General features: G+C 41.0%; 17 protein-coding genes. 9 read left to right on the forward strand and 8 right to left on the reverse strand.

Annotated features, from left to right (window positions below; genetic code table 11):
• Positions 1–141 precede the first annotated feature (141 nt).
• Positions 142–327, reverse strand: a complete 186-nt coding sequence (locus tag HGH90_RS14910; protein ID WP_169191435.1) for a hypothetical protein — start codon at positions 325–327, stop codon at positions 142–144.
• Between the two features lie 547 nt (positions 328–874).
• Between HGH90_RS14910 and HGH90_RS32275 the strand changes: the two genes are divergently transcribed.
• Positions 875–1,033 (forward strand): helix-turn-helix domain-containing protein, encoded by a 159-nt coding sequence (locus HGH90_RS32275; RefSeq protein WP_410493692.1) that lies wholly within the window; start codon positions 875–877, stop codon positions 1,031–1,033.
• 47 nt (positions 1,034–1,080) lie between these two features.
• Here the strand turns inward: HGH90_RS32275 and HGH90_RS14920 are convergent, their stop codons facing one another.
• Complete coding sequence (locus tag HGH90_RS14920) at positions 1,081–1,293, reverse strand: helix-turn-helix transcriptional regulator (RefSeq protein ID WP_169191437.1); 213 nt, start codon at positions 1,291–1,293, stop codon at positions 1,081–1,083.
• A gap of 619 nt (positions 1,294–1,912) precedes the next feature.
• Here HGH90_RS14920 and HGH90_RS14925 point away from each other — a divergent pair.
• From HGH90_RS14925 to HGH90_RS14940, 4 genes are all read left to right on the forward strand, one after another.
• Positions 1,913–2,416 carry a hypothetical protein gene (locus HGH90_RS14925; RefSeq protein WP_169191438.1) on the forward strand — a complete coding sequence of 168 codons (504 nt, stop codon included), beginning with the start codon at positions 1,913–1,915 and terminating at the stop codon, positions 2,414–2,416.
• A complete protein-coding gene (locus tag HGH90_RS14930; protein ID WP_169191439.1) occupies positions 2,406–2,672 on the forward strand; it encodes a hypothetical protein in 267 nt (88 codons plus the stop codon). The genes HGH90_RS14925 and HGH90_RS14930 overlap by 11 nt, the downstream gene beginning before the upstream one ends.
• A 218-nt stretch (positions 2,673–2,890) precedes the next feature.
• On the forward strand, positions 2,891–3,625 hold the full coding sequence (locus HGH90_RS14935) for a hypothetical protein (RefSeq protein WP_169191440.1): 735 nt from the start codon (positions 2,891–2,893) through the stop codon (positions 3,623–3,625).
• 316 nt (positions 3,626–3,941) lie between these two features.
• Complete coding sequence (locus tag HGH90_RS14940; protein ID WP_169191441.1) at positions 3,942–5,138, forward strand: IS256 family transposase; 1,197 nt, start codon at positions 3,942–3,944, stop codon at positions 5,136–5,138.
• 339 nt (positions 5,139–5,477) lie between these two features.
• Here HGH90_RS14940 and HGH90_RS14945 read toward each other — a convergent pair whose 3' ends face one another.
• Entirely contained in the window at positions 5,478–5,891 is a 414-nt protein-coding gene (locus HGH90_RS14945) for a hypothetical protein (RefSeq protein ID WP_169191442.1), read from the reverse strand.
• A gap of 172 nt (positions 5,892–6,063) precedes the next feature.
• Complete coding sequence (locus HGH90_RS32280; RefSeq protein WP_410493693.1) at positions 6,064–6,243, reverse strand: transposase; 180 nt, start codon at positions 6,241–6,243, stop codon at positions 6,064–6,066.
• Here HGH90_RS32280 and HGH90_RS31780 point away from each other — a divergent pair.
• Positions 6,172–6,354, forward strand: coding sequence for a hypothetical protein (locus HGH90_RS31780; RefSeq protein ID WP_248277017.1), 183 nt, complete (start codon positions 6,172–6,174; stop codon positions 6,352–6,354). The genes HGH90_RS32280 and HGH90_RS31780 overlap by 72 nt on opposite strands.
• 273 nt (positions 6,355–6,627) lie before the next feature.
• Here HGH90_RS31780 and HGH90_RS14955 read toward each other — a convergent pair whose 3' ends face one another.
• Together HGH90_RS14955 and HGH90_RS14960 are read right to left on the reverse strand one after the other, a co-directional pair.
• Entirely contained in the window at positions 6,628–8,094 is a 1,467-nt protein-coding gene (locus HGH90_RS14955; RefSeq protein ID WP_169191444.1) for a sensor histidine kinase, read from the reverse strand.
• Entirely contained in the window at positions 8,091–8,822 is a 732-nt protein-coding gene (locus HGH90_RS14960; RefSeq protein WP_248277018.1) for a response regulator transcription factor, read from the reverse strand. The genes HGH90_RS14955 and HGH90_RS14960 overlap by 4 nt, the downstream gene beginning before the upstream one ends.
• Positions 8,823–8,922: 100 nt before the next feature.
• On the opposite strand from HGH90_RS14960, the gene HGH90_RS14965 reads away from it, so the two are divergent.
• Both HGH90_RS14965 and HGH90_RS14970 read left to right on the forward strand, forming a co-directional pair.
• The gene (locus tag HGH90_RS14965; protein ID WP_169191445.1) at positions 8,923–10,221 is read left to right on the forward strand and encodes a spondin domain-containing protein; all 1,299 of its coding nucleotides are present in this window, start codon (positions 8,923–8,925) and stop codon (positions 10,219–10,221) included.
• A 437-nt stretch (positions 10,222–10,658) separates the two neighbouring features.
• Positions 10,659–11,360: a prolyl oligopeptidase family serine peptidase gene (locus HGH90_RS14970; protein WP_168762816.1), complete on the forward strand. Its 702-nt coding sequence runs from the start codon at positions 10,659–10,661 to the stop codon at positions 11,358–11,360.
• 195 nt (positions 11,361–11,555) lie between these two features.
• Here the strand turns inward: HGH90_RS14970 and HGH90_RS14975 are convergent, their stop codons facing one another.
• Positions 11,556–12,278 carry a hypothetical protein gene (locus HGH90_RS14975; RefSeq protein WP_169191446.1) on the reverse strand — a complete coding sequence of 241 codons (723 nt, stop codon included), beginning with the start codon at positions 12,276–12,278 and terminating at the stop codon, positions 11,556–11,558.
• An 868-nt stretch (positions 12,279–13,146) separates the two neighbouring features.
• Between HGH90_RS14975 and HGH90_RS14980 the strand changes: the two genes are divergently transcribed.
• A complete protein-coding gene (locus HGH90_RS14980; protein WP_168762818.1) occupies positions 13,147–16,296 on the forward strand; it encodes a TonB-dependent receptor in 3,150 nt (1,049 codons plus the stop codon).
• Positions 16,297–16,522: 226 nt separating this feature from the next.
• Here the strand turns inward: HGH90_RS14980 and HGH90_RS14985 are convergent, their stop codons facing one another.
• Positions 16,523–16,984 carry a hypothetical protein gene (locus tag HGH90_RS14985; protein WP_169191447.1) on the reverse strand — a complete coding sequence of 154 codons (462 nt, stop codon included), beginning with the start codon at positions 16,982–16,984 and terminating at the stop codon, positions 16,523–16,525.
• Positions 16,985–17,026: the final 42 nt, after the last annotated feature.

Consider the following 17,026-nt stretch of genomic DNA (forward strand, 5'->3'; position numbering starts at 1 on the left):
CTACTGAATACGCCATCCTTTATTTTGGCGCCACAATTTGGACAAGATGTTAAATTATTCACAGGTAATCATTTTATAGTGGACTGAGGTTTATCCCTTAAATATAAATAATTATTTTCTACTAAATGGAGATTTGAGCATTTAGTGGCTTATGCAGATAGGACGGAAGATAAAACGTGTAGTTCTGCTACCCGTTTGCGAAGATTGAACAGGCGGCGTTGCCACCAGTTCGGAGAGATTATACCGGCTGCTTCGCAACCTGTATGCGGAGATAAACCGGCCGGCTTCGCCATCCGGTTGCGGAGTTTGAATGGATCTTCGCTCCATTAGCAAGCGGTGTTTTTGCTGCGCAAAAACCGCTTGCCCTTCGCTCCCGGTGGTCGCAAATGGGTAAATTCAGCGGAGATTTAAGGGGAGATTGTGGCCGGTGAAAAGAAAAAGAGGTAATGGTTTTATCCCTTTAAATTTTGTAGGAGTAAAGGCTATTGCTCAATATTGAATTAGTTTTGATAGGAAGTTCCCTACTTCGTCGGAACCCGCAAGATGTTCGGTTGTGACACAACCGGGATTTGGGATGCTTTTCCTCTACAGTAGGGAAGCTCCTTAACCTATATCGAAATTCCATTAGGTCGAGGTTATCATTGAACGTTTAATTATTTTCGAATTACTTAATCTTAATAATAAAAAAAGCAAGTGTATGAAAGAAAATGTGAGCAATGAAAATGCTATGTCCTCTATGTCGTTTCCTTTAGGTTCAGACCAATTTTGGCAACAGGTGAGGGTAATAATTCGGGAAGAAATATTCGCCGGATAGAATAGTCCTACTGGGATTGTTGGTGAAGCCGATAGCTTACTTCATAAGCCTGTCTACAAGATTGCGGAGGTATGTGAGTTGTTTCAGATCACCCGTCAAACGGTATATGATTGGATAAAGATAGGTAAGTTAAAGCGCCATAAGATTAGATCGCGTGTTTTCTTTTTGAGGGAAGAAGTTTGGCAGCTATTTCAGCAGGAGGTTAGAGCTGATGAATAGTATTCTAAAACGCGTATTGTTTATTGAAATGTTGGAGGTACGAGTACTTATTCGTTTACTTCGCTCATTGGACTTAGTAATGCTGTTGCTTCGACGTTTAAGAAACGGGCAATGGCATATAGTTTTTCAATAGAAGGTTGTTTGAAATTTCTACACCAGGTAGATACTGCGCCAGAACTTACCCCAATGGCTTCAGCCAATTGATCATTCTTTACCTTCTTTAATGCAAGCACCGCCTTGATTCTATTATAAGTAGCCATACTTTATTTGATAATATCTGTCTGGAACAAATATATCGATTTGCAGTAAGTTGTTTTTTTACGTATTTAGATCTTTTAGAATTGAAAAAGATATTAAAAGATTGAAAAAAGAATCTAAAAGATTGTTTTTTAGAATTCAAATAATTATATTTGCTACTTAAGGAATTGTTTTTGCATCTTTTAGTATTATAATTGGTGCTATTTGATTCTTTTGCATAATGCTTTATTAAAGCAGGGAAAAGTTATATTTGTAACTTCAATTATGATTTGAAGCAACACATAAGATTCTCGTTTCAGAAAACTGGTAATTTTAAGACGACGAGAGATGAAGTGAGTTGCTCATGCGATATAGCGTGGGCTTCACTTTCTCGTCGTCGGGTATACCAGTACCTCTGAAACGGATTGTGAATGCCTGCGCTTTTTTATTCTTTCTTTTGCAGCGCCTTCCATCTTTTAAGCTTTTCCTTTCTCCTTATGGTGATATAGTGCTATCCAGGTGGTTAGCATATATAATCCTCATCATCTTCATTTAGCCCATCGATAGTTGTCGGTTGGAACGAGACATCCATGTCTATACGGCAATCTGATATAGTAGTAATCACCTTTAAAATTAAATGTTATGGAGAATCTATTAACCATCTTGGATCAAATCACCGCTTGCGGTACTTCAGATGGCTTTATTGAGGTCTGCGAGTACGAGTTGTCAAACGTCATCGGCAGCAACATTGCTGATCACTGGACAGGGGGCCAACGGGCCGATTTCATAATGTTCTATGCCCTGTTTAGAACTAACATCATTGCGGCATTTAGCATTCGTGATGCCTTACGGAGGGACGGGGTAAAGGACTTAACTCCTTCGCTGGTAAAAGAGCTTGAAGGTGACCTTTATAAGTTATCGAGTTTTCAATCCGGAATCGAACTACATGATTTAGAAGCCGCATTGGACCGATATATCTCCATACTGATAGATGGAGATGCGGGTGTTGATGGAACAATAGCGGCTATTACAGGCAATTATTTCAAGAATTTTTTCCTAACGCTCCATGGACTAGATATTGAGGAGCGAATCGATGAAGTAAAATCAAATAGTACTAACCTTTCAAACTTCATTTATGAATATTAAATCCCAACCAGCAAACATTTTGCTTGACATGCATACTAAGTTTTCCAAGCTGCCGGTACTTTTCAGGGAGCGTGTTTGTGAGGAATGTAACTATAGTACTCCTACGTTCTACAGAAAGATGCGGGGGATTGATAGGAGAGTAGAAGGTAAGTTGATACAGGCTTTAAGTAACGCCGAAAAGGAGAAGATAAAGGAGATTGCCGAGGAGGTTACCGATGGTCTATCTTCCTCCATTTTGGGAGCTGAAGAAAAGTAAGATTGTGTTCTTTTTTTTGTAAGGTAGGACTGAATGACAATGGCGCTTGATTTCTTCTAGCGCCATTTTTGTTATAGGTACTGAATGCGTAGCATGAAAAGTTTAAGGGTTCGGGTATTACCAAAACATAGCTGGCTGTTTATGCCCTGACGATATGTTTGTACTTTTTTCCTTGAAATTAGTTTTTATAGTAAATTGAGGAATTAGAATTAATACCTATGAAAAAAGTTTTAGAATACCTTCCTTTATGCACCATATGCTTATTGTATTTTGGATTTTGCAACTTGTACTACTACTATATTGAATTTGGCATCGACATATATAACTATATTTCAAGCACCGAAATACTTTTGTCGTTCTTCCCAAGAATTGTGATATTTTCTTCAACAGTTTATATCGGGCTTATTCAAATGATATTTAATCAGAAGATAAAAAATATTGATACTTCTTCTGTGGTAGAAAGAGAAGAGGCCGGGGAGGGTAATGTATCACGAAAAGCCCCAAATGCAGCTTTGATTTTTATCGCAATTTTTTACGCTATTCTAGTTGTTGGTGCCTTATTACTCACAAGGGTTTGGCATTTTAGACACTATGAACTTCAAGATTGGTATCTTTTTGCTTCCTTTCTATTTTTAATTGGGTTGCTATTTGTTCTTAAAAGGTATAATGAGTTGGGGTTTATTCTGAATTATTCATTTGTAGCTTCTTTAGCCCTTGTTATATTTATAGGACAGGAGATAGGTAACTATAGGAGATTTGATGCAGAAAGGACGAAATTCGGTACACGTAGTATAAAGGAAATGAGTTTTTTATATAATGGACATCGCGTAAAGACTACAGATTCGTTAATATTTGTTGGCCAAACGCAGAATAATATATTTTTATATGATAAAAGAGATTCGACGAGCATAATGTATAAAATGGGGAGCATTGATTCTTTAACGATTAAATAGCTAATATCTACAAATTGCTGTATCCCTTGATAGAAATAGATTAAGGCAGATTTTCCGGGGATTTTATAAAATTAATTTCTTTATATTTGCCTAACATTACTCCTGACCATAGCGGTTACACCTAATCCGGTCAGTATCACGGTTAGCAATAAACGCTCACCACTACTAAACACCCATTCTACAAGACATTACGAAGATACGTGCTACTCCCAAGGGGATCACCGAAAAGTTTCAAAGACACTATCTCATAAACTGTGTAAATATTAAAAATCGGGGTTTAGCTCCGATTTTTTAATTTTAAAGCATATACAGTTTTATGAAGACAGAAGATTTTTTATCAGACGACTTTCTGAAGCAGTTTAAAACAGCCGATCAGCTAAACGATTTTCTTGCCCAGATTCAGAAGCGGGGCATTGAAAAAATGCTGGAAGGCGAGCTGGATAGCCATTTGGGCTATGACAAGCATGAACATAATGATAGTGCCAATAGCCGTAATGGCTATGGTAAGAAGAAGATTAAGACCAGCTATGGTGAATCTGAGATAAAAGTTCCCAGAGATCGTGATGCTAGCTTTAATCCCATGATCATCCCGAAACGCGAAGGGATGGCTCAGGGCCTGGAAGAGGTAATTGTGTCCTTTTATGCCAAGGGAATGAGTGTGTCCGACATCGAAGAGCAAATAAGAGAAGTATATAAATTTGACGTTTCCACGGCCACGATCAGCCGCATCACCAGCCGGGTGACAGAAGATATTGTCGCCTGGCAAAACCGGCCATTAGAACCGGTTTATCTCATAGTCTGGATGGATGGCATTGTGTTCAAGGTACGGGAGAACAGCAAAGTGGTGAATAAAACCGTCTATATCGCTGTCGGCCTAAAGCGGGATGGCCTCAAAGAAGTCCTGGGAATGTGGCTGGGTAAGAATGAATCAGCTGCCTATTGGATGACTGTACTTACAGATCTGAAGGCCCGTGGCCTGGAAGATATTCTAATTACAGCCACGGATAATCTTAATGGCTTCACTCAGACTATCAAATCGGTGTTCCCTCAGTCTGCCACTCAGGTTTGTGTCGTACACCAGATACGTAACAGCTGCCGCTATGTAGTCTGGAAAGATAAAAAGGAGTTTACCACCGATATGAAGGATGTTTATGCTGCCCCAACCAGACAGGCTGCCATGGCTGCTCTTGATGCCCTGGATGTTAAATGGAGTACAAAGTATGCATACGCCATCAAAAGCTGGCGCGAAAACTGGGAAGACCTGACTGTCTTTTTTGACTTTCCCATGGAGATCAGACAGATCATCTATACGACCAATCTCATCGAAAATCTGAACGGTAAAATTAAAAAATATACCAAAAACAAACTATCCTTCCCTACTGATGAAGCTGTCCTTAAATCAGTATACCTGGCTTTACGGGAAGTATCAAAAAAATGGACCATGCCCATTAGAAACTGGGGCATGGTCCTAAATCAGTTTTTAACTATTTTTGATAAAAGAGTGAGAATCTAATTATTAATTTGATCCCCGATTTTTAAGTTTACACACTTATTGAAATAGTCCCGTTTCAAAGCTCGCGCTGGTCGCGGGCTTTGTTGTTTTGGTTTATTTGTTAGTCTATCGAAGTGCGAAATTGCGTTTCCTGATTATGTGGACTTCCCCGAACTTTGGCTTACTGAACCTAATTCTTCATAATACTTGATCCAGCTTTCTCTGGCCTTAATTTGTCTTTTTTCTGGAGTCATTGATGATAGTTAGAATGTTAGATTCAGTAATTTACAAAATGTAGCGAATCTCTTGAAACTTCACAAGTTAGAATATTATTTTGTTGCTCTCTTTTGAGATAATCAATCATACTTTTTTGACGGGTAGCATATGCATTTTTAGTAAAGTTCCTTCCGGGTCTTTATATTCCAATATACACTCATCATTAGTTAATTTAATTACTTTCATTATCGCCTTTTCTTTTGTATCATTATCAATGACAGTCAGTATACTTTTGGTAGCTTCATATTTCCAAATGCCATTTTGGATATATCCTGACTCAATTGATTTCACTTTGTTATCCTTATAAAATATCATTTTATCTCCTTTTTGTTCCGGAACAGGCGGGAATTTTTTTCCTTTTTCTTCATAGGATTGAAGTTTCCATTCTTTACAAATTAACTCATAAAAATTTTTAGTAATCTTGTCTTGACCGCTACTAATCTTACTTATAAAAAGTAAGGCAGTAAGAATAGTCCCTAAAAGAGGTAATTTTTTCATCTTTCCTTTAATTTGAAGTTCTGATAATGCAAAATATATACAATTTTTATATAAAATCTTGAGATGGATTCAATGTTTAGCGGTTATAAATGCTTTAATGCTAGTTGTCAACCTAGTCGTTCCTTCGCTCCCGATGGCCGCCAGGATTCAATCACTTTGGAATACCTGGTTCCTAGTTAGATTCCAGCTGGTCAAGGCTTCGTTCTGCCTGGTCAGCAGTAGTGGCCTTGTAGACGTTTTGAAGATCTTTCATAAATGGCTTGACATCCTTGTAGGAAAGATGTTTCTGAGAATTACGTATCTGATGTACGATACAGAGCTGAACCTCGGTTTGGGGGAAGACACTTTCGATGGCATCAGCAAAGCCCTGAAGATTATCTATATAGGCAATGAAGATATCGACTACTTCAAAGGAGAACTTCTTATCTTTTTTTGTGTTAACCACCAAGTGGTTCCAGTATGAATATTTAGTAGATAACAATCATTCAGAGCCTTTTAGATTGCATAACAGAATTAATACAAATAAAGCTTTTTTCATAATGAAGTTATTTAGGCATAAAGGCGTATTATAGAAAAAGTTTCTAGGCTATGTGTTGCTAAAACAATTGATTTTTTTAAGGTTTATCTTGCCAGCATAATATTAATTGTATTCTGACGAGTTTTCAATATTTCTGCCAGTTTGGTCTTTTGATATTTTCGCTATATGATGCCCCCTGAACTTTTACAGATCATCCTCTCACACTGCCGGTACTATGAAATGAAACATTGCTCCATATCCAGGCTGACTTTCCACCTCAATGCTTGAGTGATGCAGTTCCAGGATCTTTTTTACGATCGCTAGTCCAATTCCCATTCCTTTCTTTGGTTTTGAGTCAACGTCCAGTTGCTTGTAGCGCTCAAATATTAAAGCCTGATCTGAAAGTGGGATGCCAATGCCCGTATCAATCACACGAACTTCTACACCTGCTGACGCTTTTGTCAGGATGATTTTGATAGAACCTCCATCAGGCGTGAATTTAAATGCATTATCCAGCAAATTTTGAAACACACGCTCAGTGAGTGCAATGTCTGCAAAAACTCTTGGCAGATCAGGGGCCGCATCCAGATGCAGATCAATAAAACGATTGGTTGCCTTTAACTGATAGGCCACAAGTATATCGGAAGCCAGTTCGTTTATGAAAAATGGTTCTTTTTCAGGCGTTACGAGGTTTGCCTCAAGTTTGGCGTATTGAAAAAGCTGGTCTACCAGACTGGAGAGTTTTTGAGCGCTCGCATGTATTACTGAAAGATAACGCTCCCTTCCGTTTGCTGTGATTTCTTTTTTTATCAGGAGTGTTTCAATATACCCCTGCATGATAGATAGTGGTGTACGTAAATCGTGAGATACGTTTGCAATCAGCTCTTGCCGGAATTTGTCAGTTGCTGTTATTTTATCAATGTTGTTTACAATTTCATCTGCCATCTCATTGAAGGTGGAGGTGAGGAGCCCCAACTCACCTTTGACAGTGCCTTCTATCCGTGCTGAATAGTCGCCCTCTTTGAATCGTTTTACTACATCTGAAATCTTTCTTATGCTGTCTGTAATCAAAAAGAATGTTATTAGCCCAACAATGAGTGCAACAATCAATGCTGCAAAGAAGATTGAAAACCCTAATCGGAAATAGAAATGATCGTTTAATGACGTCAGCACCTCCTGCTGTTTTTCACTAGCAAGTACAGCATAAACATAGCCTGCAAGATGTCCGTTTTCAGCAATAGGTGCAACAGAAAAAATAGCCGGCTCGCCGGGCTGTTTGGGATTATCTCCCATCGGCCGGTTACCGTTGGAAGCAGACAGCCATTTTTTAACAGGGATCATATTAACCCGTCGAATTTGAACAGTGGTATCCGGAACCACGAAATCGGTTATATTTCCTGCGGTGTCCAGGAGATATACTTCCACACTTGGGTTAGCAACCATTGTAGAGTGGATGATGTCATGAGTAACGGTGGTATCAGGTTTGCCATTTTTGATTGGCTTCGTAAATGTTGCCAGATGTTGAGCGATATCGCCATACAATTGCTGATGGGCGGCAGTATAGTAGGATCGTGAGAAGGTAGATGCTATATAAATAAACACGAGCCCCAGTATAACCATTACAAGCGTAAAAACAGAGGCAATCTTCCAAAATAGCCAGTTGCCGCGGATTGATTTTTTCATCATAGCTCTTCATTAAACCTGTAGCCAACTCCCCAGGTGGTTAATATATACTTTGGTGCTGCGATGTCGCTCTCTATTTTGCCTCGCAGGCGATTAATGTGACTGTTTACCGTATGTTCATAGCCCTCAAAATCGTAGCCCCACACAAGGTTAAGAAGTCGTTTGCGGCTGTAACTCTTCCCCGGGTTGGAGGCAAGTAAAACCAATAACTCAAATTCTTTAGGGGAGAGGTCAATCCGGAGATCATTGATGCTGACTTTTCGTTTGTCGAGATCAATTTCTAATCCATCAAAATGGATCAGGGGAGGCGGCCCGTGGTTTACGTCAGGGGCGGATACTTCTTCGTTCCTTCTGAAGATAACTTTAACCCGGGCTATGAATTCCCTGATGCTGAAAGGCTTTGTGAGGTAGTCGTCTGCCCCGGTTTCCAATCCCATTACCTTATCTATTTCTTCTGATCTTGCTGTAAGCATCAGGATGGGAGTGAGCCGGTCGTTTTGCCTGATGCGTCTGCAAACTTCCATGCCGTTGAGTCCTGGAAGCATCAGGTCCAGAATAATGAGGTTGTACCTGGCCTGGCTGGCCGCAGTCAGCCCATCCAGCCCATTAGTAACGGCAGTAACCTCACAACCGAGGTCTTTAAGATGAATATCCAGTAATTCAATTATTTCCTGGTCGTCCTCAATAATTAGTACTTTCTGCATATCGTTCTGTTGCGCTACAAATTTCATGAAAAAACCGGTCAAAATATGGCTGTGATACTTTTGTTATAACTCTGTTACTAGTTTGGGAACTACATCTTGTTTTTTTGTATTCTAAACTTAATCAGACATGAAAAAGACCCTTTTCGGCTCGATGGCGGTATTAAGCCTCTTTATATTTTTGGCTTCCTGCAATAAGAACGACGATATGCCGCCTGAGCAAAACGGTACTATTACTATTGAAAATGTATTGGATAGCAAACCCCTGGTGGAATCCGGCACATTCAAAGGTAACGGTACGCCACCCGTGATCCTCCCTGGGCAGTCCGTATCCTTCTCGTTTTATGCTGCTAAAAACCAACGACTAACTTTCGCTACCATGTATGGTTGGAGCAATGACCTCTTCTTTGCACCTATAAATCCTGGCATTACACTATATAATAGCGATGGAAGCCCGGTTACCGGGGATGTTTCCGATCAGATCAGGCTATGGGACAATGGCACCAGGGTAAACCAGGCGCCGGGAGGGGCCGTAATGCATCCAGGAACGGCGGAGGCTGGTACTAAAAATATTAAGGAAGTAAATGGAATGGACGACTATGGTCATTCCTATCTGCCAGCATCCCGGTTAATGCAGGCGTCATTACAGTACGATGGCAACTCCAAGTTTACTTTTACAATCAGCAATAAATCCGGAGGCACAGCAAATGAAACACCATTTAGCCCGGGTGTATGGACCATATCTTACGTAGCTGGGGGTAACCAGTTGTTGCCAGAACCCATTTATTCATCTGGTAAACCTACTGCCAATGGACTGACAGATATCGCTGAGATGGGAAATATCACTGCAATGAATTCGTATCTCACCCAGCAAACCGGCATTTTTACACCTCTATCTCCAGTACTGGTCGTTATTTATCAGGGAGCAGCCAACCCATTTTACAAGACTGGTGAAAATGATCGCGGAGAAGGTTTAAAAGATCTTGCACAGAAAGGTAATGCGGATATCCTGGCAGGTTTCTTGAAAACTAAACCTGGTGTCAGGAATGTCTATGTGTTAAAAGAAGCAGCTAATACAGTATTACTGCCAAGAGTAGGTGGCGCCGCTGGCGGAAAGGTATCCCAGCAGTTATCGCTGCAACCTGGCGACAGAATTGCTGTTGCCACTATGTACGGTTTTTCCAATGATTGGTTTTTTGCAACTACAGGCAATGATATTGACGGCTCACAAAAGGGAGATTTCTCTTCCCTCGTCGGCTTATTCGATAATGGTACAGCGGTTAATCAGTATCCTGGTGCAGGGGTTACTCAGGCAAACCTGGCTGGTACGCCATTACAGGAAAGTAAAACCATTCAGCCTGTTCCCAATCCGAACCAGTATAATACATTGCCTGCTATCACAAACATTATTAAAGTAACATTACAGTAAGAAATGATTGACTTAAATTTTATCAGTCAATTACAGGCGCGACATAGTTTCACTTACATCCTTGATAGTTTACTATGGAAAGTCCATTGCAAGCCCCTCACGAAGCTCGCGCTGGTCGCGGGCTTTGTTGTTTTGGTCTATTTGTTAGTCTATCAAAGTGCGAAATCGCGTTTCGTGTTTACTTAATTTTATTTGGGTTGATTTGTCTGTACTAGTTTACGACATTTTGTTTTTAAGTACATATTAGTCTCCGATTATAATTCCAGCGAAATTACAGGGTTTTGCTGTAATTCGCTGTAGTAGTGTATTTTTTGTTTTTGCTCTATAATTTATTCTATAAAAGCGGAGAAGAGTTGTTGTGGTTTACATACACTTTATGTCGCTTCCAACTATCTTTACAAAGAGAACTATTCGGAACATTCACAGAGCCCAAAAATATGTTTATCTTCTTGCTATTTTTTTTTCTTTTTGCTGGTAACAATGCGTATGCGCAATCTAATTTAAAGGTAAAGACAAAATACAACTACGTATTGTTTTTGCCAAAGGGGTATTCAGAAGGAAGCAATCGTTATCCCCTTGTTATTTATCTTCATGGAGGGTCACAAAAGGGGAATGACCTGAATAAAGTAAAAGCATATGGATGGCCCCACCTTATTGATAGAGGACAAGAATTCGGCTTTATCGTTGCTGCGCCGCAGTGCCCGGAAGGTAAGTATTGGTCAACTGAGAATTGGTTTGATTCGTTATATATGGATTTGATATCTAAATACCGGATTGATTCCAACAGAATTTACTTAACAGGAATCAGCATGGGAGGATATGGCACTTATATTACAGCAATGGATCACCCCAATGAATTTGCTGCAATAATACCATTATGCGGAGGCTGTAATGATACCGACACAACAAGGATTTGCGATATTAGCAGGGTTCCAGTATGGGCTTTTCATGGGACAGCAGACGAGAAAATTCCGATAACTGAAACAGAGCGAGTCGTTAATAAACTAGATTGGTGTAACGGAAATATCAGGTTTACTCGGCTTGAGGGGATAGGTCACGACCTTCAGTTTATTTATGAAAGGAAAGATGTGTTTGATTGGCTGTTGCTGAAAAAAAAGCAGGATGTACATGCTAGGTAATCCTGCCTTTGTTATTGTCCTGCCTTGTTTTGGAATTAGCTATTACAAACTTTTGAAGAAACGTTACATTGGGCAAAAAGAAAGCAGCTGGATGATCTACCTCCGGCTGCCTAAAAAGTTATCCTACTGTTGGATCAAATCGGGGTTTTTACACATAACCTCTATTTTTTATTGTGGCAGTTGGTACTCCTGAAGTTAGTTTAATAGTGTCAGGGTGATGACTGCATTGACCGGCGATAATACATTTGCGACGTTTTGACCGTTAATTTTAAATTGAACCACATAATGGCGTTGTATCGTCCCTCCCAAAACGTGAACAGTTTCATGTTCGGTACCATAATTTTGCACATAAAATGCGCTTGCAAGACCGGAAATAGTCGAGCCTTGGTGCTTATATGCCCAATCGGTATTTAAAATAGGGCCGTCTGCTCCATCATACATAAAGTCTGCGCCTCCAACTTGCGGCTCAGACCCAATGTCTGAGTAAACAGAAAACGTCATATTGTATATACTTGGAAATGCCATGCTCTTTAAATTGGGGAATTTCCAGGTAAGATTGTATAATGGCGCATTTTGGCCACCCAGCCCTACAAAAGTATTTCCGTCATTGGGATACGCACCGAGTACGGTATTCGCAAACGTTAGAGTGCCTTCAATATTAATTTTTCTTGCGTTCAGTCCGTTTGCAATGCGGCCTTCGGCTAGGTTTATGAAATCCTGAATCTTCATGGTCTGTTTTCCCTTTGCTGTATCTCCTGGAGTAAATGTCCAGCCATAGTGACGGGCGATGGAATCGACTTGGGCAATTGAGTAGCCATCAATTGGATTCAATTTTGGGACAACAGGTGCATAATCGTTTTTGGAACAAGCATATAAAAGTGTCGATGTGACAATTAAAAAATAATTGTAAATTCTCATATTGGTAATTTTTAATGAATGGTTAACCCCAGACCGGAAAAAATTAATTTAAGGGATTTGTAAAATGACCTTTTAGGGATGTCGACCACGTTTATTAATAGAAAATTTTGTGGGCAGACTCTAATTTGTGCCGCTGGATATAGGAAATTTTATTGATGTTGGAGTAAAAAGAATCCACCACAGCCTTATCTGCGGCTTCGCCGCTCTTTTGTGAAATAACTATTGAATCGGGCGAAAGTGCCATATAGCGTTCTAGCTGCTCTAACCTGTTCTTAATCTGTTTTCGCGTTTCTGGCGATCTTTTATGGGCGGGTGTAAAGTTTGTCTTGTAGATAATACATAACCTCGATATTTCTTTTGTCTCAAATTTCCGGGTTGATTGGCAAGAAACAATGAAAAGTATGGACATTATAGCAAAAGGGTATTTTTTCAAAATACTACAGCTCAAAGTGATTAACAAAAAAAAACTGAGTTACGAACATATTCGCAATATATGATATTTTTCAAATAATGAATGGAGCGGGCAAGAATAATTTGAAGTACAAGAAAAGTATTACGTGATGGCAGCATGGAAACCAGTGGTACGTGGTTGCCAATGAAAAGCTGGATGCGGATGGAACAAAGAAGCCGGCTGGGATATGGGAAGCGTTCGTTATCGGATCGGATATTTTTGAGCGGTTCTAAAGAACAATGAGGCCCTTTATATGAAACTAAGAAATAACGATTTAAAATATTATCTTTATCTAAACCTATCTTATCTGTCACGCCTATATGAAAACCAAATATAATATTTTATTAACATCGTGTTAATACGCACTAAACATCACGTTGATAATTTCGCGGACTGAATTTTAAACCATCTAAATCGATGAAGCGATCACTCTGTCTGTTCTTTATTACGTTAGGTATGCTAGCGTCTTCCTATGTATTTGCCCAATCTACGCTGGCTGATTTGAATGGCCAGGTCAAAGCCAAGGATGGTACCCTGATTCCTGGGGCATCTGTTACTGTAAGAAATGAGTCGACTGGTTTTACCAACAGGACCCAGTCAAATAACAAAGGACATTACACTTTTAAACAGTTGCCGCTCGGCGGTCCTTACACGATTACCGTATCGGCAGTGGGTTTCGGCGCGCAAAAAAAGCAGGACTATAGCCTTAACCAGGGAGATGTACTCCAGGTGAACTTTGACCTGGAGCAATCTGTTTCCAACCTGGAGGCCGTTACCATCGTATCTACGTCCAACAGGAAAGCGGTGGTGAATGCAGGCGCTGCCACTACTATTACGCCCACAGATATGAACAGGCTGCCGGTCAACGGAAGAAACTTCGCCAACCTGGCGGCGTTGTCTCCGCTTACCGGCAATGGTAACAGTATCAGTGGTCAGCTGGGATCTGGCACCAACTACACCATCGATGGTATGACGGCAAAGAATCCTACGTCTGCCGGCCCTACCACGTCAAGGAGCGGTGCGCCATATTCTATCTCTATTGAAGCGGTACGCGAGTTTAAAGTGGTGACTAACCAATATGATGTTACGCTCGGCAGATCCGGTGGCGGTACGGTGAGCGCCGTTACCAAATCCGGTACCAACACGGTGTCTGGTTCGGTATTTGGTTATGGTCGCGCCAACTGGTTATCCAGCCCCTATGATATTCGTGGTAACAAAAGAAATAACGACTATTCTACTTATCAGTTCGGAGGTTCTATCGGCGGTCCCATCATCAAAGATAAATTGCACTACTTCTTCGCCTGGGACCATCAAACAGATAACCGTTCCCTGGTAATCGCCGACGTACAATCCAATTCCGATCAGCTCGTATATAATATTACCCGGAATGTACTGGATACATTTGTAGATATTGCCAGAACAAAGTATGGCGTTTCCAATCATGCTCAGTATGGCTCTTTTGGAAAAACACGTCAGTCCGATGCAGGCTTCCTGCGACTGGATTGGCAGATCAACGATAAGAACCTGTTGACTATTCGAGACAACTACACCAATGACATCAACAAGCTGGGCTTGATTGACAATACGGCCATCGACCTGTATGAGTCAACCGGTAACGACTTCAACAAAGATAACAGCCTGTTGCTGACGCTGAGGTCTACGATCAGCCCTAGAATTACCAACGAATTAAAAGCGCAGCATTTGTATACCTGGCAATCCAGCCAGCAAAATGATGAGCTGCCGGGCGCACTGCCCAGAGCGATCGTGGAAAACGTTACTTCTGTATTGTCTGATGGCTCTACCAAGTCTACCAATATCCAGATTGGCGGGCACCGCTTTGGTCAGGAAGGGTTTACCAACAACGTTTTCCAGCTCACAGATAACCTGTATTACAATACCCAAAAAGTTAATTACACCTTCGGTATCGATCTCATGTATACACATGCCAAATCGCTGTATGGTAGCGAAGTAAATGGCCGCTATGTGTACAGGGGCCTGGATGCTTTCCGTAATAATACGCCGTATGCGTTCTATCGGGAAGTACCATTGGTGGCCGATCCAAGCGTAACCTCCGGTATTTTCAACGGCGGTATCTATGGTCAGTTGCAAACAGACCTGGGTAAAGGGGTAAGCCTAACGGCCGGTTTACGTTTTGATATGGCTACTTATCCTAAAGCGCCATTCAACGAAGATCTGTATAAAGCACTGGGCCTAAGCACCAACAACAGCATTAAGTCTTTTGTGCCACAGCCAAGAATCCAGCTCACATGGGATGTGAACCAGCAACATACCGATTATATCAAAGTGGGTGCAGGTATATTTAGCTCCGATATGAATAACTATATGCTCATCAACAACCTCACATTTGATGGCAAACATTTCGGAACAGCTAACCTGAACGCGAGTTCAGTAAGCATACCTTCTCCTGATTTCGCGGCATTCCGGAAAGATCTTTCTACAGTGCCAACTTTTGCACAATACCAGTTGCCACTCATTAACTACACAGGCCCCGACGCTAAGATACCCGTCGTTTACAAGGCTAATATCAATTACACCAAGTATATTACGAGCCGCCTGAGAATGGGCGTTTCCGCTTACCTCACCTACGGCCGTAATAACTACTTCTATATAGACAGGAATATGGTGGAAACCCCGTATTTCACAATGCCTAACGAAGCCAACAGGGGCGTATATATTCCTTTAGATAAGATGAATACCAGCGGTGGCAGTGGTAACTACCTGGATGGCCGGATCAGCAACGCGTTTGGTAGGGTATTGGAACTCACCAGCAAGGGTAAAAACAATACCTATACTTTCGTATATGATGTTAACTACCGCTATTATAAAGATGGTAGCATCACTGCCAGCTATACCTGGAACGATTCCAAAGATAATACCTCCTACAACGGTAATGTGGCCAATACAGCTACCTTAAGTTTGCCGGTGGCAGATGATCCGCGTAATTTGAGTAAGATGAGTTACTCTGATGCGCAATTCCGTCATAAGGTAGTATTCTATGGCACATCGCCCACCTTTGCGGGATTTGTATTCAGCGTGCGCTTCTCCGGTATTGGTGGCACCCGTTACAGCCTGTTGTCTGGCGTAAACAGCAACCAGGACTTTGTAAGCGGTACCAACGACCTCGCGTATGTATTTAATCCGAATGATGCGGCAACCCCCGCTGCGGTTAGAGATGGTTTGAATAAACTGCTGAGTTCAGGTGCAGGTGGCAGCTTCAAAAAATATATTGAAAAATCGGAAGGTAAGATTGCGGAGAGAAATGGAGGCGTCAATGGATTCTATGGTACATTCGATTTAAGATTGGCCAAAACACTGAAGGTGTCTAAAAAGAGCGGTTTTGAACTTTCCGTCGACGTTTTCAACTTCGCCAATATGCTCAATAAGAAATGGGGAGCCAGCCATAACTTTGGTAATACTTCGTTATACCGTGCTTCCGCATTCAGCAAAGACACCCGCTCGTACAACTATTCTGTTAATACCAGCGGAATCGCTAACCCGGGTGGAGATCCCTACCAGGTGCAGTTAGGAGTAAGATTCTTCTTCTAAAATCATTCGAAAATAGATCTTGTCAGTCGCCATGCCGAAGTATAACTTCGATTTGGCGACTGATCTTTTATACTACTCCCTTGTTATTAGGGAGTGCATTGCTTTGTTTCTCAGCAAATCAGGTAGCGCCACTACCGGCACGGTATCTGAAAAAGGTAGGGGAAGGAGAGGGATAAGCCGTATCAAAAGCGTGTTTAGTGTATAGATACGCTATGATAATAGTCTTTTATCCTTTCTTTTTATCCAGGAAAAACTGAATTTCAGGGGCTGTCAATTTACTCTTTTCCAGCGCAATAAGGAAGCGGGTAGGATGATCCACTATGAGCAGGATATCTTTCCGGGTGATGTCTATTCGTTTAATCCAATCCCAGCTTTTGGTTTCGATGGTATTACTATCGATATGTCTTATAATAATACCTTGCTCATTAAATTCAATATTGGCATCTAAATGGGCTTTCCGAACCATCATCTGGGTACTGAAGTGATAAACTGGGACCAAAATAACCAGCGCGAAAATGATAAAATAAATGAGTGCAGAAAGGAGCATACCAGCATTTTCCAGGGGAAGCGCATAGCCCAGCATCAGCATGCCCAATAGGTACATCCAGATACTTTTCCTGAAAAAGAAGTACATTTTAGCACGGAGTACGGTGTTATAAGTTGTCTGTATTCTTTTAGTAATGACCATGGGTTAGCTAACAAATTGGTAGGATACAAATTTATGGCTTCT

The sequence above is a fragment of the Chitinophaga sp. Ak27 genome (assembly GCF_012726295.1).
Taxonomy (GTDB): Bacteria; Bacteroidota; Bacteroidia; order Chitinophagales; family Chitinophagaceae; genus Chitinophaga.